Source organism: Mycobacterium sp. NGS64, assembly GCF_059812245.1.
On record NZ_JCALCI010000013.1, the window covers coordinates 41,667 to 64,191 of the forward strand.

Below are 22,525 nucleotides of genomic sequence, written 5' to 3' on the forward strand. Positions count from 1 at the left end.
TATTCGTTTGAGGATGGTACGTCGGGCAATGCCTGGGCGACAAACCTTGGAAGGACACGACATGCTGCACCGGATCACGCTGTTGGCTATCGCCGCGCCACGGCGGGTCATCGTCGTCGCCTTGCTGATCCTAATCGGGGCATCGGTCTTTGGCGCCCCGGTCGCTTCGAGCCTGTCGGTAGGCGGCCTCCGGGATCCGGGATCGGAGTCGGCCCAGGCCAGCGGGCTGTTGGCCGACAAGTTCGGTCATAGCGATCAGCAGTTGCTGCTGATGGTGACCGCGCCCGGAGGTGCCCGCAGCGATCAAGCTCGTCGGGTCGGCACCGACATCGTCGACGACCTACTGCGATCCCCTTACGTGTTCAACGTGTCCTCCCTGTGGACCGCGGCACCACAGGCCGCCGCCGGGCTGGTCAGCAAGGACGGCAAGTCCGGCCTGATCATGGCCAACCTCAAGGGCGGGGAAAACAATGCACCGAAGTACGCAAAAACGCTGTCCGATCAGGTCGGGAGCAACCGCGACGGGGTCGCCGTGCGCGCGGGGGGCATGGCGATGGTCTACGCGCAGGTTAACGATCAAACCAAGCGCGACCTGGCGTTGATGGAGGCCATTGCAATCCCGTTGAGCCTCCTGGCACTGGTGTGGGTGTTCGGCGGACTGCTCGCGGCAGGGCTGCCGGTCGCCGTGGGGCTGATCGCCATCGTCGGTTCCATGTCGATACTGCGGTTGCTGACTTTCACCACGGACGTCTCGATTTTGGCGCTCAACCTGACCACCGCGCTCGGCCTGGCGCTGGCCATCGACTACACGCTGTTGATCATCAGCCGCTACCGCGACGAGCTGGCCGAAGGAGCCACTCCCAACGACGCACTGATCGGGACGATGGCCACGGCTGGGCGAACCGTGCTCTTCTCCGCCACTACGGTCGCGTTGTCGATGGCCGTGATGCTGTTGTTCCCCATGTACTTCCTGAGATCGTTCGCCTATGCCGGAGTTGCAACCGTCGCATTCGCGGGTCTCGCGGCGATCATGGTGACCCCGGCAGCGATTGCCGCATTGGGCCCTCGGCTGGACTCCCTGGATGTTCGCCGGCTGGCACGTCGGGTGCTGCATCGACCTGATCCGCTGCCGAGACGACCAGAACAGCTGTTCTGGTACCGGTCAACCAAGCTGGTGATGCGCCGAGCGATGCCCATCGGTCTGGCCGCGCTCGCCGTGCTGCTGCTGCTGGGGTTCCCATTCCTGCACGTGAAGTGGGGCTATTCCGACGACCGCCTGTTACCGCGATCTGCGTCCGCCCATCAGGTGGGCGACCAGCTTCGCAACGGTTTCGCCAACGATTCCGCGCCTCCGATACAGGTCGTCATCCCCAACGCGCGTGACCTGGTTCCGGCCGACCTGGACGGCTACGCTGCCGAGCTGTCTCGGGTGCCCGACGTGTCTGCGGTAGCCGCTCCGGCCGGCACCTTCATCAACGGGCACGACGTTGGGCCACCGGAGGCCGCGACTGGGATCGCCGGCGGCAGTGCATTTTTGACCGTCGTCAGTTCCGCGCCGTTGAATTCGTCGGCCTCCGACACCCAACTCGACCGGTTACAAAAGATGCCGGGCCCCGGTGGCCGGTCAGTCCAGCTCACCGGCCTCGCGCAAGCCGACCGCGACAGCGTCGAAGCCATCACCTCGCGCCTGCCGCTGGCGGTCGGAGTTATCGCCGTCGTCACCTTCGTACTGCTGTTTTTGCTTACCGGTAGCGTGGTGCTGCCGCTCAAGGCGTTGATCCTCAACGTGTTATCGCTGACGGCGACGTTCGGTGCCCTGGTTTGGATATTTCAAGAGGGCCACCTTGACGCCCTGGGGACGACGTCTACCGGAACGTTGATCGCCAACACGGCGGTACTGATGTTCTGCATCGCGTTCGGCCTATCCATGGACTATGAGGTGTTCCTGGTGTCACGGATTCGCGAGTACTGGTTGGCATCGGCCCGTAGCAGCGACGCGAACGACGTGAGCGTGGCGTTGGGCGTGGCCCGTACCGGGCGCGTGATCACCGCCGCCGCGCTGGTCATGTCAATCTCGTTTGCCGCGCTGGCCGCCTCGCAGGTGTCGTTCATGAGGATGTTCGGGCTCGGACTGACCCTGGCCGTACTCATGGACGCGACCGTGATACGCACCGTGCTGCTGCCGGTCTTCATGCACCTGCTGGGCCGCGCCAACTGGTGGACCCCCAAACCGCTAGCCTGGCTGCACAACCGCATCGGCATCAGCGAATCCGCCGGCCACGCCAGGCACGTGGCGCCTGGCCATGCGCCTGGTTACTTGGCCGAGGATGAATAGCAGGAGCCGGTCTGTAACCGGGTGGCGCAATCGGGTTGGCCCCTAGCCGTTTTCGCATGCCCGGGTTCCGGCCGGCTGGACACCGCGCACGAAAACCGACCCGCGTCGTCGGCGCCCTGGACTCGGTCGCCACTCAGGGGCGCTATATCGGCTGCAGCGGAATAGCTTCCGCGGCCAGAGCGAAACGACTCACCCGGCCTCGGCGGGCGTGGGCGCCTCGCCGAACCGGGCCAATACCAGCGTTCCAGACACGGCCACAACGAATCCCGCGATCACCAGCCAGCCGAGGCCGTCGCGGGCGGAGTCACCCAGCCAGACGACGCCCACGATCGCGGGAGCGATTGTCTCGCCGACGACCATGGCCGCCACCGTCGTCGTCACCGAACCGCGGTGCAGGGCGGAGGTGAGCAGGAGAAATCCCGCGGCCCCGCCGCCCGCGCCCGCATAGAGGGCCGGCTGGGTGTAGAAGCCGAGCTTGGTTGGGTTGACGACGTCCATCAGGCGCACCGCGATTTCGACGACGCCGAATCCGCTTCCCGCGCAAAGGCCCAGGGCGAGGCCCCGGGCGCGATCATGCAACCGGCCCGCCGCCGCGCCGATGAGGAATATCGCGGCGACCACACCGATCAGCGCCCAACCGAGTCCGGCCGGCGCGTGGCGAAAGTGCCCCGGCCCCGCCGCGCACGCGAGCACGACGAGGCTCGCGCAGACCACCGCGACGGCCGTCCATTCCGTCGCGGACAGCCGCGCCGACAGCACCCACGCCGACACGATGCCGGTGACCGCGATCGAAGCCGCCAGCGCCGCGGCGACGACGTAGATCGGCACCAACCGCAGCGCCATTACCTGAAGCAGAAACCCGAGGACGTCAAGGCCGATGCCGGCGATATAGCGCCACTGCCGGATGGCCCGCATCAGCAGGACCGCGTCGACCCCCGACTTGCTGGCGGGTTCCACCGATCGGGTGGCGACCGCCTGCAATACCGTGGCGGTGCCGTAACACACCGAGCAACCCAGCGCGAGCAGGAACCCGATGAGCACGGACTAGACAATACGAGACGAAGGGATTCTTCGATGATTGGCGTCGAAGGCAAAGTTGTAGCGATCGCCGGTGCAAGCAGCGGGATAGGGGAGGCAACCGCGCGTCTGCTCGCCGAGCGCGGCGCCAGCGTTGTCCTCGGTGCGCGCCGCGTCGAGCGCCTCGAGGAGATCGCGCGCGAGATTCGCGAGGGTGGGGGAGGCGTCGTCATCCGTCAGACCGATGTGACGCGCCTCGAGGACCTCGACCAGCTGGTCGCGACGGCGTCCGATGAATTCGGTTCCCTCGACGTACTGGTGAGCAACGCCGGGATCAGCAAGATCGGGCCGGTATCGGACCTCGACGTCGATGGGTGGTCGGCGATGATCGACGTCAATCTGCGCGGGGTGCTGCACGGCATCGCCGCGGCGCTACCGGTTTTCCGCCGACAGGGCCGCGGCCACTTCGTGACGACCGTATCCACCGCCGGGTTGAAGATCGTTCCCACCATGGCGGTGTATGCGGCTACGAAGAATGCCGTACGTACCGTCATGGAAGGCCTGCGCCAAGAGTCGACCGATGGCGTCATCCGAACCACTTCGATATCACCGGGATTCGTCGACACCGAGCTCGACGGTTCGATCGACGATGCGGACCTGCGTGACCAGATCCGGGGCACCATGAGCGACTTCGGTTTGTCGCCCGCGGCGGTGGCGCGCGCCGTGGCATTCGCGATCGAGCAGCCCCACGACGTCGAGATTGGTGAGATCGCTATCCGCCCCACCGTCCAGGGTTAGCGGCGCAAGGCAACCTCACATCTGCGAGAGGATGCGGGCCAGCTTCGCGGTGTACTCGGACTCGGAGATCGCGCCGGCGGCGCGCAGCGCCTCCAGTTCCCTGAAGCGCTCGGGGACCGGCACCGGCGGGTCCGGATACGAATGCGCTGTCGGGTGCGCAGGCTGCCTCGTGTCGCTGACGCCCCATCCCGAGCCGAGGTTGACGAACCGGAGCGCGAAGAGCACACCGCCCGCGGTGATCGGCAGCCCGAGGTAGAGCAGCCACCCCAGCGACACACCCGCGCGGCTCAGAGCGAAGTAGCGCGAGACGAGCAGCAGGGCGATCAGCGCGCCGGACAACAGGACAGCGGCCTTGGTCTTCATGCGGCAAGTGGAAACCGGGCCTGTGGCTACCGATCCCAACTGCGGCAAAGATAGTCCAGCACCAGGGCGGTGACGACGCCGTAGCCGAAGTGCGGAACCAAATCGCTGATCCAGCCGACGACGCCCCAGGTTCGCGGGTCGGTCACGCCGAGCACGGTCATCGGCCCGTTGGTGCCGATGAGGGCGATCGCCGTCGCGACCAGCGTGGCGACCACGAGGTTCGGGCGCCAGCCCAGCGCGTAAGCCAGCCCGAGGATCAGGCCCATCCCGATCCCCGCCGCATACCCGGTCAGCGCGCCCAGGCCGAGCAGCCGGTTGGCCAGGACGTCACCGGATCCCGGCACCGTCAGGCCGAACAGCTTCGCCATCGCCTCGACGGTCCGTTCGGGCGTGGAGCTCGTCGGCCGGCCGCGCACCGCGATGTCGAGATAGGTGATCACGTTGAGCGCGGTGGTACCGGCGGCCCCCGCGGCGGCGCCGCTCAGCAGCCCCGGCCACAAATGGGAAGCCCGTGGGTATTTCATCCTGCCGCTGCCCTCCGCTTGCCGCGATGCGCATCTTCTGAAAAGAAACTACAGTTGACTGCCATGACGAACCGCACGCGCCGTACGGCGGCCGCGGTCTGCGGTTCCGCCGCTGTCGTGCTTGCGGTCGGGCTCGGCGTCGCGGGCGCTGGTCAGTCGCCGAGCGGCACGACGGCCCAGTCCTCGAGTGTCGCGCCCGCTCCCGGCGATGGGGGCGGCGCGATACCGGTACAGCCCGTCGGCGGCGGCGCCTGCATCATCGGCCTGAACTGTGGCTGCATTCCGCACCGCACCTGTCCCACGCCGCACCCGCATCCGGGGACCGCGGGCGCCAACCAACACGACGCTCCGCCCCCGCAAAATCCGTAGCGACCGGGCTTCCTGACCAGGACCCGAGCGGCTTTCCTATCATTTGCGAATGAGCGCAGGTGGGCTGGATACCGTGGGCTCGCCGGCATTCACCGACGAGGACCCGGCCCTGTTTCGCGCCGCCGGCTGGTGGTCCGATTTGACCCTGTCGGACGCGGTGCGCCAGAACGCCCGATCGGCGCCGGACCGTACCGCCTACGTCGACCATCCCGGGAAGTCGCTGTCATGGCACGAATTCGACTGTGCCGCAACACAATTAGCCGAGCTGCTGGCCGGTGTCGGTGTGGCGCGCGGTGATCGGGTCGCGGTGTGGCACGGCGACTCCGCCGCCATCCACGTGCTGTTCGTCGCGATCGAACGGTGCGGTGCCGTCGTGGTCGGCATCGGCGCGCGCGCCGGGACCCGCGAGGTCGCCGCGATCCTGCGCAACGCGCGGCCGAAGATCCTGGTCAGCGACGCACAGCGCGCCGACGCCGCGGTGGGCGTAGCCGGCGAATCCGCGCTGGTCCTGGACGGCGATCCGGGCGCGCTGCGGCTGAACGTCGACGCGGAGCCCAGGGCGGTGGCCACGGCGACACAACTGGGTCCCGACGACGTCTTCCTGATCAACTCCACCTCCGGGACCACCGGCCTGCCCAAATGCGTCGTGCACACGCAAAACCGTTGGCACTACTTTCACCAGAAGGCCGTCGCCAACGGGTTGCTGACACCGGACGACGTCTTCCTGCCGGTGATACCGACGCCGTTCGGGTTCGGACTATGGACCAGCCACACGACGCCGATTTACCTCGGCGCCACAGCGGTGATCCTGCCGAGGTTCACCGCGTCCGCGGCGTGTGCGGCGATCGCCCGCCACCGGGTCACCGTGCTGTGTTGTGTCAGCACGCAACTGACGATGCTGATGGCGGACCCGGCGTCTCGCGAACACGACCTGGGTTCGCTGCGCGTCGTTTTCGCGGGCGGTGAGTCGCTGCCCTACCGGCCCGCCGCGGAGTTCGAGGACCTCACTGGCGCGAAGATCTTGCAGTTCTACGGCTCGAACGAGACCGGGATGCTGAGCGCGACCACGGTCGACGACCCCCGGGAACGTCGACTGCGCACCGGCGGCCGGATAGTCCCGGAGATGGCGGTTCGGCTCTTCGACGGCGACCGGGACGTCACCGCGACGGGGCGCGGACAGCCCGCATGTCGGGGCCCGGCGACGAGCCTCGGGTACCTGGGCGGGACCGACCACGACAAGCTGTTCACCGCCGACGGGTGGATGCGCATGGGCGACATCTGCGAGATCGACGCGGACGGCTATCTGAGCGTCACCGGCCGAACGTCCGACTTCATCGTGCGCGGCGGGAAGAACATCAGCGCGAGCCAGGTCGAGGACGCCGCCACCACCCACCCCGCGATCGCGGTAGCGGCGGCCGTCGCGATGCCCGATCCGGTGTTCGGTGAAAAGGTCTGCCTCTACGCCGAACTCGTCGAATCGCGGTCCGTCGATCTGCCGGAGCTCGTCGAGCACCTGTTGGCGCTGGGTGTCTCCAAGGAGCTGCTGCCCGAAAGGCTCATCGTGGTCGACGAGCTGCCTCGATCGTCCGGCGGCAAGATTGCCAAAGGCCAGCTGCGCGAGGATATTCGAATCAGGACGGAGGCGGATCATGAACGCTCCTAACGCACGTCGAGGTGGCGTCGAGGTGTGGGCGCCGTCGGTGGTGCCCCCGATCGGCGTCGACCTGTCCAACGAGCAGGCGCTTGCCGTGGCCTTCCGTCACCTCGCCGGCATCGGCTTCGCGGAAAACATGGCCGGACACATCACCTGGCAGCTCGACGGCCAGACGGACATGTTCGTCAATCCGTGGGGGCTGTGGTGGCAGGAGCTCACCGCCTCGGACATCTGCGTGGTGGACAGCGAGGCGCGGGTGGTCCGCGGTCGATGGGATGTCACCCCGGCCATCCACATCCACACCGAACTGCACCGCGTGCGCGACGACGCCCGGGTCGTCATCCACAACCACCCCTACTACGTGTGTGTGCTCGCCGCGTTGGGCAGGCTTCCCGAACTCGTCCACCAAACCGGTTCGCTCTACCTCGACGACCTGTGCCTGGTCGACACGTACGACGGGGAAGTCGACAGCCCCGCGCGCGCCGCGGATCTCGCCGCGCGCATCGGGGGCGCCAACCTCACGATCCTGGCCAACCACGGCGTCATCGCGACGGGTCGCAACCTGCCGGAAGCCGTGTACCGGGCGGCGTCGATCGAACGGGTCTGCAAGCTGGCCTACGACGTCATGCTCACCGGCCGGGAACCGGTGAAGATGAACTGGTCGGACATGGCCGGCATGCAGCGGTCGCTGATCGAGCGCGCCGCCGACGTGTACTGGGCGGGGGCGGCCCGGATGACCATCAAGGCCGATCCCGATGTCCTCTCGTAACCGTGTGAAACGTGGGCGTTGCGTGTGTCCCCTGGGCGCGTTTCGGCCCAGATTCCCGCCCTGGGCGCACAGTCAAAGCTGTCAGCGCACACTCAACCGCCCTGCCCCGCAAGGAGATTGACGAGTGAAATCGATCGATGAGCTGGCCGGCGACCTGAGCTTCACCACCGCGAAGACGGGCGGCGACCGCTCGGTTACCTTCCTGCCCGATCCGCCCCGCGCGCCACGGCGCTACACGGTGATCTCGGTGGACGACCACATCGTCGAACCGCCCGACACCTTTACCGGGCGCCTGCCCCGCAAGTTCGCCGACCGCGCCCCAAAAGTCGTGGAGACCGGCACCGGGGGGCAGACCTGGGTGTACGACGGCCGGGAACTGCCCAACGTCGGATTCAACGCCGTCGTCGGGCGCCCGGTGGCCGAGTACGGCTTCGAGCCGGTCCGGTTCGACGAGATGCGCAGGGGCGCATGGGATATCCACGCGCGCGTCAAAGACATGGACCTCAACGGCATCTACGCCTCGCTCAACTTTCCCTCATTCCTGCCGGGGTTCGCAGGCCAGCGGCTGCAGCAGGTCACCACGGACCGCGACCTGGCGCTGGCGTCGGTGCGGGCATGGAACGACTGGCACCTCGAGGTGTGGGCGGGCTCGTATCCCGAACGCATCATCCCGTGTCAGCTGCCGTGGCTGCTGGACCCCGAACTCGGCGCCAAGATGATCTATGAGAACGCCGAACGCGGCTTTCACGCCGTCACTTTCAGCGAGAACCCGGCGATGCTCGGGTTGCCGAGCATCCACTCCGGCCACTGGGACCCGATGATGGCGGCGTGCGCCGAGACGGACACCGTGGTGAACCTGCATATCGGCTCGTCGGGCTCCTCGCCCTCCACCACCGACGACGCGCCGCCGGACGTCCAGGGCGTGCTGTTCTTCGCCTACGCCATTTCCGCGGCGGTAGACTGGCTGTACTCCGGCCTGCCCAGCAGGTTCCCCAACCTGAAGATCTGCTTGTCGGAGGGCGGAATCGGCTGGGTCGCGGGCTTGCTGGACCGCCTCGACCACATGCTCGGCTACCACGCCATGTATGGCACCTGGCAGACACTCGGCGAAAGCCTCACTCCCGCAGAGGTTTTCACCCGCAACTTCTGGTTCTGCGCGGTGGAAGACAAATCGTCGTTCGTGCAGCGCGATCGGATCGGCGCTGACAACATCATGCTGGAGGCCGACTACCCGCACTGCGACTCCACCTGGCCCCACACCCAGGAGACGATCCACGAACAGATCGGCGATTTGCCACCGGACGTGATCCGAAAGTTCAGTTGGGAGAACGCGTCTCGGCTGTACCGGCATCCCGTGCCGGTCGAGGTCCAGCGCAATCCCGATGCGTTCTAGGCCTTTTCGTGCTGACGCTCGTGGGGACACGGGCAACCAGTGTCGCCGCGCGCCGAAAGGTGGTGCGACGCGCCCACCGGCGCCGGCAGGGACGACGACACGGACGCCAGCGACACGTCCCTCGGGCACGACGGCTCCGCAATCCAGTTCATGAACTGCCAGATGGCGGCCACCAACGTGACGAGCAGCAGCGCCGTCGCGACCGCGTGGAACACCAGGTAGTAGCAGTATCCGGACGGGGACTGCGGTGAACCATCCCCGGCGGCAACCGTTTTGAGCGTCGCAATTCCCATCAAGACAGCCTCCCTCTTCGACCCAACGGCATCGACCCCGACAACAACTGCTCGTTAGTCGTTCGGAGCGAGGCCCCGACCGGATGGCGAACACGTCGCATCGACCGAACACAATGCGCAAAAGCTCTGGTCGCGGCAGTCTGGGGCGCGCGTTTTGAACCGCCGGGCTCTGGGTAGCCGACCGGGGACGTCGGTCCTCGCGTTCAAAGCCCGACCGTCAGACAAGCAGTGGGATTGGCAGGCGAATGAACACCCTCGCGTTGCTGGCCGGCCGCTACGAGGTGCGCGGCAGGCTGGGCCTGGGAGGCATGGCCGAAGTTCGCGACGGCTGGGACACCCGACTTAACCGGCCCGTCGCCATCAAGCTTTTGCACCCGGTGTTCAACGCGCAGCCCGACATTCGGAACCGATTCGACGCGGAGGCGCGCGCGGCCGCGGCGCTGAATCATCCGAACATCGTGGCGGTTCACGACTGCGGCGAGCACGACGGCATACCTTTCATCGTGATGGAGCGGTTGCCGGGCAGTTCGCTGGCCGACCAGATCGCCCGCGGTCCGCTTCCGGTCCCACACGTCCGAGCCACCCTCGACAACGTTCTCGCCGCGCTGACGGCCGCGCACCGCGCGGCGATCCTGCATCGGGACATCAAGCCCGGAAACATCCTGGTCGGCGCCGACGGCGAGGCCATGAAGGTCGCCGACTTCGGGATCGCCAAAACCCACGAGGCGGTCGCCCACACGATGACGGGCCAGGTCTTCGGCACCATCGCCTACCTGAGTCCCCAGCGGCTCGCGGGGGCACCCGCGAGCGTGGCCGATGACCTCTACGCCGTCGGGGTGGTCGGCTATGAGGCGCTCGCGGGGCGTCGCCCCTTCCCGCAGGACAACATGGGCGCCCTGGCCCGCGCCATCCTGCACGACCGGCCGCCGCCGCTGGCCCTGCTGCGACCCGACGTCGATCCCGCCCTTATCACCGCGATCGAACGCGCGATGGCGCCCGACCCCCGACAGCGATTCGGCGGCGCCGAGGAGATGCGGGGAGCGCTGCACGGTCGTGGGACGGCGATCGTTGCCGGCGTGCCGCTCTCCGCGCCGCTGCGCCCGCCGACCAAGGTGCTCGAGATGCCGCTACCGCGGCGGAATCCGCGGCCGGGCGGCCGGACGAAGAAGCTGGTCGCCGCCGCGGCCGTCCTGGCGGCAATGATCGTTGTCCCGTTCGCGATCGCGTCCGATCCCGCACCCTCGAGCGCGCCCGCCAATCCGGTGAGTACGAGCTCCCCGTCGCCCGAGCCCGTTAGCAATCCGGTGCCGCCACCACCCACTCCCACGCCAGAACCCGCGCCTCCGCCGCGCCACGGCCCCGGCAAGGGCCATGGCAAGGGACACGGCGGCGGCGGAGATTAGGGCTTTCAAAGCCACGCGCACAATGCGCAAAAGCTGATAATCGCTCGTTGCGTGGCTATCGCGCACAAGCGCGTCTGCGCCGTCATCGCTCCGTAGGTTCGAGTGAACAAGGTGTCGAGACCCCCTCGACAGAGACACCGACCAGGAGCGCGCCGTGTTCACTCAGCCGGAACTGACTACGGGATCAAACGCCTACAGCGGGACGCCCGCTGCGCTTCCGCAGCGACTGCCCACGCGGCGGGACGGCTATGTCGAGCGCACGGTCATCGCCAGTGACGGCGTGCGGCTCGCGGTCCGTGACTACGGTGCCGCCGGCGCCCGGGATCACACCGTCGTCCTGATGCACGGCCTGTGCCTGACCCAGTCGAGCTGGGCCCTTCAGGTCCGCCACCTGGTGCGCCGGTGGGGCGACAGCGTGCGAATCATCACCTACGACCACCGCGGCCACGGCCGTTCGACCGGGGCCGACATGCACACCTACCAGATCGACCGGCTCGCCGCCGACCTCGCCGACGTCCTCGCCGTTCTGCGCGTGAGCGGCCCGCTGACCCTGGCAGGCCACTCGATGGGCGGGATGACGGCCCTGGCCTACCTGGCGCGGCCGGCCGCCGATCGCCCGGTGGAACCGCAGGGCCTCGTCCTGGTGGCGACGGCGGCGGGCCGGCTCACCGAGCGCGGCCTGGGCCGCTTGCTGGCCAGCCGGGCCACGGGCGCGCTGTTCGATCTCGTGCACCACATGCCGCGACGGGCGACGGATCAGGCGATCAACGGGCTGGTGCGGCCCGTCTGCGAAGGCCTCATCCGATATTCCGGCGTCGAGCGCAACGGCGCCGCAGCGGTGACCCAATCCGCGATCCGCACGATCTCCTTGACGACGGCGGCCGGCTTCCTGCCCAGCCTGAAGCGGTACGACCAATACGACGGGCTCTCCGCGATCGCCGCGAACACGGTCGTCATCAGCGGGGGAGCGGACCGAACCACGCCGGCCGAGCACGCGCGTGAGCTGGCGGCCGCCATCCCGGGCGCCACCCACCTGCACCGGCCCACCGCCGGGCACATGCTGCTGGAAGAGGACGCGGAGTGCGTCAGCGCGGCGATCGACGGCGTGATGTCCATGCGGCGCCGGCCGGCCCGTGGCGCGGCCAGTTGACCGCCGGCGGCATGTCGAATGTTATGAGCGTGCAAATTCTTTTCGTTTGCTGTGCGGGAACGCCCGCGGCTCGCTAACGTCGGGCCATCGCAATTGGCTGACTTCTCCGCCCCGGGGCGGAAGCGAACTGGAGGTTGCCCCATGAGGAAGATCGTTGCCGCCGGTGCTTTGGCGTTCTGCGGGCTGCTGACCACCGGCGTCGGCATCAGCAACGCCGAAGAGATTCAGGTCGAAGGCAACTACGCGACCCAGGCCGCGTGCGAGGTAGACGGCCCCCACGTCGAGGTCAACCATCCCGGCACCTTCACCCATTTCTCCTGCGTTCAGCATTCCGACGGCCTCTGGTACCTGTATCTGAGCAACTGATTTCCCGGCCCCGGCCGGTAGCCGGTCAGAGGTCGGAGGCCAACCGCCGCAGGATGTCCGCCGCGGGGTCGGCGGTGGCGTGCCGATACCCGGTGCCCGCCCAGAGGTGGACGTAGTCCGGCTTGCCCGCCGCGGCGGCGGCCTTGCGCATCGGGCTGGTGAGGTAGTGAATCGCCGGGTAGCCCAGCGGCGCCTGCGCCTCGTGGGCATCGATGAACGCGTTGCGCAGGCCGCGGGCCGGCCGGCCGGTAAAGGCCCGGGTGATCACGGTCTCGCTGTAAGCCGGATCCATGAGGGCGGCCTGGTGGGTGGCGGAGGCGCCGCTCTCGGTGGCGCGGAGCAGAACCGTCCCGACCGCGGCCGCCACGGCGCCGGCGCGGATCACGTCGGCCACCGCGGCCGGAGTGGCGAGGCCACCGGCGGCCATCACCGGCAGCGGTACCGTCGCGACGATCTGCGCGACGAGGTCGACGATCGGGACAGGTGTCAACGGCCTGCGGGGCGAGAGCGTGCCCGAATGCCCGCCGGCCGTCGCCGCCTGCACGGCGAGCATGTCGACCCCCGCGTCGCGCGCCTGCGCCGCCTCGTCGGGCGTCGTCACGGTCTGCACCACAACGGTGTTGGCCTTCTTCAGGGCGGTGATCACCTCGCGCGGCGGTATCCCGAACGTGAACGACACCAACGGCACCGGGTCGTCGAGCAGCAGCGCGATCTTCTCGTCGAAGCGGTCGGTGTCGTCGATCGGCTCGCTTGGAAGCGTCAGGCCGAACTGATCGGCCTCCTCTTGGACGATGGCTGCGTAGGCGCGGTAGCTGTCGGGGTCGACGGGCAGGGGATTGGGCGCAAAGAGGTTGATCCCGAACGGAATTCCCTCGGCACGCACCTTCTTGATCTCCGCCTCGACGGCGTCGACGGTCTTGTACCCGGCCGCCAGCATGCCGAGGGCGCCGGCCTGGGTCGCGGCCGACACCATCGCCGGCGTAGTCGGCCCGCCGGCCATCGGGGCGGCGACCAGCGGTATCGACATCCCGAACTGTTCCAGCATCGCAGTCCCCCTTCGAGTCCGGATCACACGCTGCCCTGAGAATATCGGCGAAGCGTTGCCATTCCATCCCGGCGTCCGACCTGACAGGATGCTTCACCGTGAAGCGGCCCAACTTTCTAGTCATCGTGGCGGACGACCTCGGATATTCCGACATCGGTGCTTTCGGCGGCGAGATCAATACGCCGAACCTGGACCGGCTGGCCTACGCCGGCGTCCGGTTCACCGACTTCCACTCCGCCCCGGCGTGCTCGCCCACCCGGGCGATGCTGTTGACCGGCACCGACCACCACATCGCCGGCATCGGCACGATGCTCGAGGTCGCGATCCCCGAGTTCCGCGGCGCCCCCGGCTACGAGGGCTACCTCAACGACCGGGTCGTGGCCCTGCCTGAGCTGCTGCGCGACGCCGGATATCTGACGCTGATGTCGGGCAAATGGCACCTGGGCGACACCATCGAAACGTCGCCGTGGGCCCGCGGGTTCGAGCGCTCGTTCGCCTTGCTGCCGGCCGGCGCCAGCCACTACGGCCCCGCGGTGGGCGGCGGGTTTTCGCCCGTGGCAACGCTTTACACCGAGGATGACCAGTTCGTCACCGTTGGTGACGACTTCTACTCCTCCGACTACTACGTCGACACCCTGCTGCGCTACTTCCGCGAGCGCTCCGACGACGATGACCGTCCATTCTTTGCCTACCTGCCATTTCAGGCCCCGCACTGGCCGTTGCAGGCGCCGGGCGAGACCATCGCGACCTATCACGGCCGCTACGACGCCGGGCCCGACGAATTGCGCGAGGCCCGACTGGCGGCGCTGAAGAAGCTTGGCCTGTGCCCGCCCGACGTCGAGCCGCATCCGGTCGTAGCCGACGGCGCCCCCGAATGGGCCGACATGACCGACGACGAGCGCGCGCGTTCGGCCCGCAGCATGGAGGTCTACGCCGCGATGGTCGACCGGATGGATCAGAACATCGGCCGGGTCATCGACTACCTGTCCGACACCGGCGAACTGGACAACACCGTCGTGATCTTCCTGTCCGACAACGGAGCGGAGGGTGCGATGGTCGAGGCGATGCCGCTGCGCGGCGCCCAGATCGTCGCGCAGATCGAAAAGTACTGCGACAACAGCCTCGACAACCTGGGCGGGCCCACCTCGTTCATCTGGTATGGCCCGCGCTGGGCGCAGGCGGCCACCGCGCCGTCCCGACTGCACAAGGCGTTCACCACCGAGGGCGGGATCCGGGTTGTGGGCTTCGTGACCTGGCCCGGTTTCGCCCGGCAGGCCGAAATCGGCACGGCCTTCACGACCGTCATGGACATCGCCCCGACGGTGCTCGAGCTCGCCGGTGTCGCGCACCCGGGCACCGCCTACCGGGGCCGCGAAGTCGCGCCGATGCGGGGCCGTTCCCTGGTGCCATACCTGTCGTGCGACAGCGAAGCGGTCCACGACGCGGAAACGGGCACCGGTTGGGAGTTGTTCGGGCGCAGGGCGATCCGTCAGGGTGACTGGAAGGCGGTTTATCTGCCCGCGCCGTACGGTCCGGGCGCCTGGCAGCTGTACGACCTGTCCGTCGACCCGGGCGAGATCGAGGATCTGGCCGCCGAGCGACCCGACAAGCTGGCCGAGCTGCTGGCGCTCTGGGATCGCTATGTCGAGGAGACCGGCGTGATCGTCGATCGCATCTCGGTGTTCGACGCCGAGCTGTAAAGCGGATTTCTTCGATAGCCCTGGCGGGGAGTGCCCGGGTGCTAGCGTCGGCTCCGTGTCAGCTGACGGCGACCCCATCCGAATCGGCATCCTGGGCGCGGCCCGCATCGCCCCCCTGGCGGTGGTCAACCCCGCGAAGCAGCACAGCCAGGTCGAGGTGGCCGCGGTGGCGGCCCGCGACCCGTCGCATGGGCGGGACTTTGCCGCCAAGCACGGCATCCCGCGGGTGCACGACAGCTACGACGCGCTGATCGCCGACCCGACCATCGACGCGGTCTACAACCCGCTGCCGAACGGTTTGCACGGCCGGTGGACGCGGGCCGCGCTGGCCGCCGGCAAGCACGTGCTGTGCGAAAAGCCGTTCACCGCCAACGCCGACGAGGCACGCGAGATCGCCGCGGTCGCCGCGAATTCCGACCGGGTGGTGATGGAGGCCTTCCACTATCGCTACCACCCGTTGACCCGGCGCGTCGAGGAGATCATCGCCTCCGGGGAGCTGGGCAAGCTGCGAAGGGTGGAGGCCGCCATGTGCTTCCCCCTGCCCAGGTTCTCCGACATCCGCTACAACTATTCGCTCGCCGGCGGGGCGCTGATGGACGCCGGGTGCTACTCGGTCCACATGGTCCGCACCTTCGGTGGTTCGACGCCGGAAGTCGTCTCCGCGCGGGCGAAATTGCGCGATCCGCGGGTCGACCGGGCCATGACCGCCGAAGTGAAGTTCGCCGACGGGCACACCGGCCGGGTCCGCTGCTCGATGTGGTCGTCGCGGCTGCTGCAGATCAGCGCCCACGTGGTGGGCGAACACGGTGAGGTGCGGGTCTTGAACCCCGTGTTGCCCAGCGCTTTCCACCGGCTCACGATCCGATCGCACGACGGTCGACGCGTCGAGCGCTTTTCGCGCCGCACCACCTACGCCTATCAGCTCGACGCTTTCGCCGCTGCGGTGCTGCGCGGCGAACCGGTCAAGACGACCCCCGAGGACGCGATCGAAAACATGACCGTCATCGACGCGATCTACCGTGCCGCGGGGCTTCCCCTACGCCACCCGAGCTGACCCTGCGGTGCATGCGTTCGCCTGCCCCGTGTGCCGCGGCTTCGCCCCCTTCGAATCGAGGCGCTGCCCGACATGCTCGGCCGAGCTTGGATTGCATGTGCCGAGCCGCGCGATGGTCGCGACCTCCTCCGGTGCGGCCGTCGTCGACGGCGAAGTCTGGATTCGGTGCACGAGGGCGGCCACCCTCGGCTGCAACTGGCTGACCCCGGAGCGCCAAGAAGTCGGCGGCGAGCAGGGGCGCTGCCTGGCCGATTCGCTGATCCGCCGAGAGCCCGACGCGGACGACACCATCGCGCTGGAGAAGCTGGCGTCCACCGCGGTTACGTTGCGTCGCTTGGTATATCAGCTCGTCGACATCGGGTTGCCGATCGATCCCTACTGGCGGAAGGACGGCGGGCTGGCGTTCGATCTGCTGTCCAGTTACAGCGGCGGCGAGCGGGTGGTGATCGGACACGCCGACGGGGTGATCACGATCGACTTGGTGGAGTCGCTCGACGCCTACCGAGAGGCGCTGCGGGTCAATCTCGGCGAGCCCTACCGCACCATGCTGGGTCACTTCCGCCACGAGGTCGGCCACTACTACCAGAACGTGCTCGTGGAACAGGATCCGGGCGCGGCCCGCTATCTCGACGAGTGCCGCGAGATCTTCGGCGACGAGCGGGTGGATTACCAACATGAGATGGCGCGGCATTACAAATTCGGTGCCCCGCCGAACTGGGGCGACTCCTACATCTCCGAATACGCGACCATGCACCCGTGGGAGGACTTCGCCGAATGCTTCGCGCACTACCTGCACATCGCCGACACCATGGCCACCTCCCGCGAGGCCGGGCTGGTCTTGCACGCCGACAGGGTGCGGTTCTCGGTGCCGCGCGACATCGTCCCGCTCGCGTCATATGACCTTGCGCCGATCGAGCATCTGCTTGAAGACTGGAAGTGGTTGGCGCTGTTCTTCAATCAGGTGAACACCGCGATGGGCAAGAACCCGCTCTACCCGTTCCACATCCCGCCGCCGGTGGTCCGCAAGCTCGCATTCGTGCACAAAGTGATTCGAGGGAACGCGCCACAGGGGTAGCAAGGAGAGCCGGATGTGTCGGTGGGTTGGATATCTGGGCACCGCGATCGCGCCCAGGGAGCTGCTGCACGATCCGCCATGCTCGCTGATCGAGCAGAGCCGCAGGCACGCGCCGAACATGGAGATCCCCAACGGCGACGGCACGGGGCTGGGCTGGTACGAGCACCGCGCCGAACCGGCCCTGTTCCGCAGCATCACTCCGGCGTGGGGCGACGAGAACCTTCTGGAACTGGCCAGCGAGATCCGCACGCCCTTGTTCCTCGCACACGTGCGGGCCGGGACCGGGACTCCGGTGCAGCAGACGAATTGCCACCCCTTCCGCTACGGCAATTGGCTCTTCGTGCACAACGGACACATCGGAGGCTACCGACGGTTGCGGCGGGACCTGCTGCTCGCCGTGCATCCCGACTTGTTCGGCAACATCGCCGGCTCGACCGATTCGGAGTTGATGTTTCACCTCGCGCTGACGTTCGGTCTCGCCGACGACCCGATCACCGGGATCGCGCGGATGGCAGGTTTCGTCGAGGCGATCGCCGCCGAGGCCGGCGTGGACGAGCCGGCCCTGCAGATGACGGTCGGGGTCAGCGAAGGCACGCGGCTCTACGCCGTCCGTTATGCCAGCGGACCGGACGCCAATACGCTGTTCGTGAGCGAAGATCCGGCGTCCGTGCGGATGCTCTACCCCGGCGACGAGGGATCCGAGCACTTCGCCGACGATTCCCGCGTGGTGGTGTCCGAGCCGCTGACCCATCTGCCGGGGATGTGGCGGGAAGTGCCGGCCGGGACGGCGCTGACCATCGGCCGGGACGTCGAGGAGCGTGCCTTCCGGCCCATCGCCCCCACGGCGGCCTGATAATTCAGGAGACCTCGGACAACAAGCGGCGCGCCGCCTCGACGCAAGGGCGGAGGCGATCGATCGGGCTGACGCCAGCCAGCGCCAAAGACCTTCTCGGGACTTCGATTTCGATCACGATATCGGCGGGAAGCGCGGAAAGGATGTCGTGCAGGGGCAATTCGCCCTCGCCGGGAACCATGCGTTCGAACATGGCTTCCTCCATGTAGTTGTTGCCCCGCGGTGCCACCGTCGTGTCGTTGACTTGGGCGTATCCGATGTTGTCGGGGTCAATGGCCGCGATGTCCGCGGCGGTCGAACCGGATCGCACCAGGTGCATAGTGTCGATCAACAACCGAAAGTCGGCCCGCGCCACGTGTTCCCGGGCGGCCAGCGCGGTGGGCAGGTCCCCGACGGTCAGCCCCGGTACCGGTTCCACGACCGTCTGGATGCCGCGGTCGGCGGCCAGTTCTGTCAGGATCGCGAACTGATCGAACGTGCGGCCGAGATCGGGGTCGAGGCTCACCACGTTGATCCGCGGAACGCCCAGGTCGGCCAGCGCGTCGAGGTCGCCCGCGAATTCCCGCATCTCGGCGCCGGGCAGTACCAGGAACCCGTCGCCGAGCGAGATCGTGACGCCACGGTTGTCCATCGCGGCCCGCACATCTCGTCGCAACGGCGCGTCCTTGAGGGAGAACGGCGGATAGCCGAGCGCTACCAGCGGAAGACCCTGTACAACCGCCGACATGTATCTGCACCCGAGGTCCGCGGTGAGATCGACGAATTCCACTGGGGGAAGGCCGAAGCCGCCGAGAAATCCGACACCGAGGCGGTCCATGTTACGCGGGGCGGCCGGCCAGTTGGGCCAATTGATCGGCGGCCTGGGGTGTTTGAGTGGTCAACGCGATCTTCCCGGAAGTCACCGGCTCGACGATGATCGGCGCCTCCAGAACCAGGTCGTCGCGGACGAAGGCGACGTGGTCCTGCAGGTGGGTGGCGGTGAATGTTGCCCAGGCAGCCGCCGACGGCGGGTCCATTGTCAGGCTCACCTCGTAGAAACCGGACGTCAGCGACGCCGGCGGGTCCACGTGTGTCAGCGCCAACCGCATCGTCTCGGGACCCAACGTATAAAGCGTGCTCCGGGCCAGGTCACAGGTAACAAGCACGTTCGTCGGCGCCACCGGGCTACCGGGATTCGTGGCGGGGCACTTGTTGGGCGTCGTCGGCTGCGACCTCTGCACCGGCCGGACCGGCAACGGCAGGATGCTCACCGCGGGGGGCGGCGGTTGGGTGCTCGTCGGGGCCGCGGCGGTGGTCGGCGTCGTGGCGGGGGTGTGCCGTGGCGTCGAGTGGCACCCGCACGTCACCGCACCGAGCAGCAGCGCGCAGGTGAGGCCGCGGGCGCCCACCGAGCGCTTGATCATTGCATCACAGTTTCATCCGGCGACCCATTGCGTCGGCGCGACACGCCCTTTACGGACACTACGAATATAGAGTAGTGTCTCGCTCCGGATACCCGCGATGGACAAACGACGAAAGCCCAACCCCACCGAACGCCGCCGCGACCTGTGCGACGCGGCGATCCATCTGCTGGCCCAGGAGGGCGCCAAAGGGTTGAGTCATCTCAAGGTCGACCGCCAGGCCCGGGTCCCGGACGGCACAACCTCGTTCTATTTCCGGACCCGCTCGGCGCTGCTGCGCGCCGCGGCCGAGCGGCTGGCCGAGCTGGATTTGGCGACGTTGCAGTCCGTGGCGGACGGGGCAGAGCATTCCGACAGACAGCGAAACCACCCGTCGCCGTCGCGGCTGTCGCAGGTGGTGATCCAGGCCGGGAACGAACCGCAATTGTCGCGGACCAGGGCCCGCTACGAGCTGACCATGCAGGCCACCCGCGACCCGGCGGTGGCGGCGATCCTGCAGCAGGCCACGGACGCGTTCACCAAGCTGCACCGCGAGATCCTGGTGCAGCTGATGCCGCGCGGCGCGGACCTGGAGCCGGCCGTGGTCGAGGACCTGAGCAACATCACCCTGACCTTCATCAACGGCCTGCTGCTGCGCTTCGCCCATGGCGACCGAATCATCGACACTCCCGAGCAGCTCGACGGGATCCTGGCGGCCATCGCCACCGGCATCCTGAAGAACTCCAACAAGGGCCGGCTGACGGAGACCGGCGGGTCGTCGGCTCAAAGCCTTGCCAGAGCACCCGCCATATGATTCTCTACGAGAATAGAGTAGGCGCAACGTATTTAAGCGAAACGTATAAATTGTCCGGTCCGATTCCGTCGCCGACGGACGGCTCAGTGGATAGGTGAAAATGCAGGCGCTAGGAGGGATTTCGTGACGGCGAGCACGGACAGCGATATTCATTTCGACCCGTACGACGTCGAGCTGATTGCCGACCCATATCCGATGTTCGCGCGCCTGCGGGACGAGGCGCCGCTCTACTACAACGGCGAATACGACTTTTATGCGCTGAGCCGCTACGCCGATGTCAACAAGGCCCTCATCGACAACGGCACCTACAGCTCGGCCCGGGGCGTGATCCTCGAGTTGATCAAGGCCAACCTCGAAATCCCTTCGGGCATGCTGATCTTCGAAGACCCCCCGATCCACGACGTGCACCGCAAGCTGTTGTCGCGGATGTTCACCCCCCGCAAGATCAACGCGCTGGAGCCGATGATCCGAGACTTCTGCGCGCAGCTCCTGGATCCCCTGGTGGGTTCGGGGCGATTCGACTTCGTCACCGATCTCGGTGCGATCATGCCGATGAAGGTCATCAGCATGCTGCTCGGAATTCCCGAAGAAGATCAGGAGTACATCCGCGATCGCGGGAACGCCCAGCTACGCACCGAGCCCGGCAAGCCGATGAGTGCCGCCGAGCACGGCCTGTCGGTGGGCGAGCAGTTCGAGGCCTACATCGACTGGCGTGCCGAGCATCCGTCCGACGACATCATGACCGAGCTGCTCAACGTGGAGTTCGTCGACGAGACCGGCACCACGCGGCGGCTCACGCGCAACGAGATCCTGGTGTACCTCAACGTCGTGGCCGGGGCGGGCAACGAAACCACGACCCGGCTGATCGGTTGGGCGGGCAAGGTACTCGCGGAGCACCCCGATCAGCGCCGCGAGCTCGTGCAGAACCCCGGCCTCATCCCGCAGGCCATCGAGGAGCTGCTGCGCTACGAGCCGCCGGCTCCGCACATGGCGCGCTACGTGACGCGCAACGTCAGCCTGTATGACCAGACGGTGCCGGAGGGCAGCGTGATGATGATGCTGCTCGGGGCCGCCTGCCGCGACGAGCGCCAATTCGGGCCCGACGCGGGCGAATTCAACATTCATCGCCCCGCCCGCCCGCACCTCACCTTCAGCGTCGGTGCCCACTTCTGCCTGGGCTCGGCACTGGCCCGGCTGGAAGGCCGCGTCGCCCTCGAGGAAATCCTCAAGCGCTTCCCGGAATGGGAGCCCGATCTCGCCAACGCCACGCTCAGCCCGACGTCGTCGGTGCGGGGCTGGGAGACCCTGCCAACCGTGGTGCCGTGATGACGGGCCGGGTGGCAGGGAAGGTCGCCTTCATCACGGGCGCTGCCCGAGGGCAGGGCCGCAGTCACGCGGTGCGCCTGGCCCAGGAGGGTGCCGACATCATCGCGGTGGACGTGTGCGGACCCATCGACAACCTGGCCTACCCGCATTCGACGCCCGAGGACCTCGCGGAAACCGCCGATCTGGTGAAGGGTCACAACCGCCGCATCGTGACCGCACAAGTCGACGTGCGTGACTACGACGCGCTGAAGGCGGCGGTCGACGGCGGGGTGGAACAGCTAGGCCGTCTCGACATAGTCGTCGCGAACGCGGGCATCGGCACCTTCGGCAACAAGCTGCACAAGATTCGCGAGAACGTCTGGCAGGACATGATCGACGTGAACCTTTCCGGTGTCTGGCACACCGTGAAAGCCGGTGTGCCGCATATCATCGCTGGCGAACGCGGCGGCTCGATCGTGCTCACCGGCTCGGTCGGGTCGCACAAGGCCATGGCGTACACCGGCCACTACATCGCCGCCAAGCACGGGGTGATCGGGCTGATGCGCGCCTTCGCCGTGGAGCTGGGCCAGCACATGATTCGGGTGAACTCGGTGCACCCCAGCCAGGTCAACACGCCGATGACCATGAACGAGGTGACCTTTCGCCTGTTCCGCCCGGACTTGGAGAACCCCGGACCGGAAGACTTTGCGCCGTTCTCGCAGATGACCCACACGCTGCCGGTGCCCTGGGTGGAAGCCGCCGACATCAGCAATGCCGTCCTGTTCCTCGCCTCTGACGAATCTCGTTATGTCACCGGCGTTTCGCTACCCGTCGACGCGGGAGCTTTGCTCAAGTAAAGAAAGTGG

General features: G+C 67.5%; 23 protein-coding genes. 16 read left to right on the forward strand and 7 right to left on the reverse strand.

The features are described from left to right. Positions 1-61 precede the first annotated feature (61 nt). On the forward strand, positions 62-2,335 hold the full coding sequence (locus tag AC5Y4S_RS27425; RefSeq protein WP_500035708.1) for an MMPL family transporter: 2,274 nt from the start codon (positions 62-64) through the stop codon (positions 2,333-2,335). A gap of 189 nt (positions 2,336-2,524) precedes the next feature. Here the strand turns inward: AC5Y4S_RS27425 and AC5Y4S_RS27430 are convergent, their stop codons facing one another. Beyond that, a complete protein-coding gene (locus tag AC5Y4S_RS27430; protein ID WP_500035709.1) occupies positions 2,525-3,376 on the reverse strand; it encodes a DMT family transporter in 852 nt (283 codons plus the stop codon). A gap of 33 nt (positions 3,377-3,409) precedes the next feature. On the opposite strand from AC5Y4S_RS27430, the gene AC5Y4S_RS27435 reads away from it, so the two are divergent. Continuing rightward, entirely contained in the window at positions 3,410-4,150 is a 741-nt protein-coding gene (locus tag AC5Y4S_RS27435; RefSeq protein ID WP_500035710.1) for an SDR family oxidoreductase, read from the forward strand. A gap of 15 nt (positions 4,151-4,165) precedes the next feature. Here the strand turns inward: AC5Y4S_RS27435 and AC5Y4S_RS27440 are convergent, their stop codons facing one another. Both AC5Y4S_RS27440 and AC5Y4S_RS27445 read right to left on the reverse strand, forming a co-directional pair. Next, a complete protein-coding gene (locus tag AC5Y4S_RS27440; RefSeq protein ID WP_500035711.1) occupies positions 4,166-4,513 on the reverse strand; it encodes an SHOCT domain-containing protein in 348 nt (115 codons plus the stop codon). Positions 4,514-4,539: 26 nt separating this feature from the next. Beyond that, positions 4,540-5,037, reverse strand: a complete 498-nt coding sequence (locus tag AC5Y4S_RS27445) for a hypothetical protein (RefSeq protein WP_500035712.1) — start codon at positions 5,035-5,037, stop codon at positions 4,540-4,542. Between the two features lie 63 nt (positions 5,038-5,100). Between AC5Y4S_RS27445 and AC5Y4S_RS27450 the strand changes: the two genes are divergently transcribed. The 4 genes from AC5Y4S_RS27450 (at position 5,101) to AC5Y4S_RS27465 (ending at position 9,222) form a co-directional block, all read left to right on the forward strand. Next, entirely contained in the window at positions 5,101-5,406 is a 306-nt protein-coding gene (locus AC5Y4S_RS27450) for a hypothetical protein (RefSeq protein WP_500035713.1), read from the forward strand. Positions 5,407-5,455: 49 nt separating this feature from the next. Then, a complete protein-coding gene (locus tag AC5Y4S_RS27455; protein ID WP_500035714.1) occupies positions 5,456-7,069 on the forward strand; it encodes a class I adenylate-forming enzyme family protein in 1,614 nt (537 codons plus the stop codon). Then, positions 7,056-7,829 (forward strand): class II aldolase/adducin family protein, encoded by a 774-nt coding sequence (locus AC5Y4S_RS27460; RefSeq protein WP_500035715.1) that lies wholly within the window; start codon positions 7,056-7,058, stop codon positions 7,827-7,829. The genes AC5Y4S_RS27455 and AC5Y4S_RS27460 overlap by 14 nt, the downstream gene beginning before the upstream one ends. A gap of 124 nt (positions 7,830-7,953) precedes the next feature. Beyond that, the gene (locus AC5Y4S_RS27465) at positions 7,954-9,222 is read left to right on the forward strand and encodes an amidohydrolase family protein (RefSeq protein ID WP_500035716.1); all 1,269 of its coding nucleotides are present in this window, start codon (positions 7,954-7,956) and stop codon (positions 9,220-9,222) included. Here the strand turns inward: AC5Y4S_RS27465 and AC5Y4S_RS27470 are convergent. After that, entirely contained in the window at positions 9,219-9,515 is a 297-nt protein-coding gene (locus AC5Y4S_RS27470) for a hypothetical protein (protein WP_500035717.1), read from the reverse strand. The genes AC5Y4S_RS27465 and AC5Y4S_RS27470 overlap by 4 nt on opposite strands. 245 nt (positions 9,516-9,760) lie before the next feature. On the opposite strand from AC5Y4S_RS27470, the gene AC5Y4S_RS27475 reads away from it, so the two are divergent. The 3 genes from AC5Y4S_RS27475 (at position 9,761) to AC5Y4S_RS27485 (ending at position 12,434) form a co-directional block, all read left to right on the forward strand. Continuing rightward, positions 9,761-10,918 (forward strand): serine/threonine-protein kinase, encoded by a 1,158-nt coding sequence (locus AC5Y4S_RS27475; RefSeq protein WP_500035718.1) that lies wholly within the window; start codon positions 9,761-9,763, stop codon positions 10,916-10,918. A gap of 154 nt (positions 10,919-11,072) precedes the next feature. Next, positions 11,073-12,068 (forward strand): alpha/beta fold hydrolase, encoded by a 996-nt coding sequence (locus tag AC5Y4S_RS27480; protein WP_500035719.1) that lies wholly within the window; start codon positions 11,073-11,075, stop codon positions 12,066-12,068. A gap of 141 nt (positions 12,069-12,209) precedes the next feature. After that, complete coding sequence (locus AC5Y4S_RS27485; RefSeq protein WP_068110900.1) at positions 12,210-12,434, forward strand: hypothetical protein; 225 nt, start codon at positions 12,210-12,212, stop codon at positions 12,432-12,434. Between the two features lie 25 nt (positions 12,435-12,459). On the opposite strand, the gene AC5Y4S_RS27490 is transcribed toward AC5Y4S_RS27485, so the two are convergent. Next, a complete protein-coding gene (locus AC5Y4S_RS27490) occupies positions 12,460-13,479 on the reverse strand; it encodes an NAD(P)H-dependent flavin oxidoreductase (RefSeq protein WP_500035720.1) in 1,020 nt (339 codons plus the stop codon). 98 nt (positions 13,480-13,577) lie between these two features. On the opposite strand from AC5Y4S_RS27490, the gene AC5Y4S_RS27495 reads away from it, so the two are divergent. From AC5Y4S_RS27495 to AC5Y4S_RS27510, 4 genes are read left to right on the forward strand one after another with little or no spacing between them, the layout of a single operon-like run. Next, positions 13,578-15,179: an arylsulfatase gene (locus tag AC5Y4S_RS27495; RefSeq protein ID WP_500035721.1), complete on the forward strand. Its 1,602-nt coding sequence runs from the start codon at positions 13,578-13,580 to the stop codon at positions 15,177-15,179. A gap of 55 nt (positions 15,180-15,234) precedes the next feature. Further along, the gene (locus tag AC5Y4S_RS27500) at positions 15,235-16,233 is read left to right on the forward strand and encodes a Gfo/Idh/MocA family protein (protein ID WP_500035722.1); all 999 of its coding nucleotides are present in this window, start codon (positions 15,235-15,237) and stop codon (positions 16,231-16,233) included. 7 nt (positions 16,234-16,240) lie between these two features. Further along, a complete protein-coding gene (locus AC5Y4S_RS27505) occupies positions 16,241-17,308 on the forward strand; it encodes a zinc-binding metallopeptidase family protein (protein WP_500035723.1) in 1,068 nt (355 codons plus the stop codon). A 13-nt stretch (positions 17,309-17,321) separates the two neighbouring features. Next, positions 17,322-18,161: a class II glutamine amidotransferase gene (locus AC5Y4S_RS27510; protein WP_500035724.1), complete on the forward strand. Its 840-nt coding sequence runs from the start codon at positions 17,322-17,324 to the stop codon at positions 18,159-18,161. A 4-nt stretch (positions 18,162-18,165) separates the two neighbouring features. Here AC5Y4S_RS27510 and AC5Y4S_RS27515 read toward each other — a convergent pair whose 3' ends face one another. Further along, positions 18,166-18,978 (reverse strand): sugar phosphate isomerase/epimerase family protein, encoded by an 813-nt coding sequence (locus AC5Y4S_RS27515; RefSeq protein WP_500035725.1) that lies wholly within the window; start codon positions 18,976-18,978, stop codon positions 18,166-18,168. Between the two features lies 1 nt (position 18,979). After that, positions 18,980-19,564, reverse strand: coding sequence for a SecDF P1 head subdomain-containing protein (locus AC5Y4S_RS27520; protein WP_500035726.1), 585 nt, complete (start codon positions 19,562-19,564; stop codon positions 18,980-18,982). A 97-nt stretch (positions 19,565-19,661) separates the two neighbouring features. Here AC5Y4S_RS27520 and AC5Y4S_RS27525 point away from each other — a divergent pair, with 97 nt between their 5' ends. From AC5Y4S_RS27525 to AC5Y4S_RS27535, 3 genes are all read left to right on the forward strand, one after another. Further along, positions 19,662-20,354: a TetR/AcrR family transcriptional regulator gene (locus AC5Y4S_RS27525; protein WP_500035727.1), complete on the forward strand. Its 693-nt coding sequence runs from the start codon at positions 19,662-19,664 to the stop codon at positions 20,352-20,354. 123 nt (positions 20,355-20,477) lie between these two features. Further along, complete coding sequence (locus AC5Y4S_RS27530; RefSeq protein ID WP_500035728.1) at positions 20,478-21,680, forward strand: cytochrome P450; 1,203 nt, start codon at positions 20,478-20,480, stop codon at positions 21,678-21,680. After that, complete coding sequence (locus AC5Y4S_RS27535) at positions 21,680-22,516, forward strand: mycofactocin-coupled SDR family oxidoreductase (protein ID WP_500035729.1); 837 nt, start codon at positions 21,680-21,682, stop codon at positions 22,514-22,516. Before AC5Y4S_RS27530 ends, AC5Y4S_RS27535 begins: the two co-directional genes overlap by 1 nt. Positions 22,517-22,525: the final 9 nt, after the last annotated feature.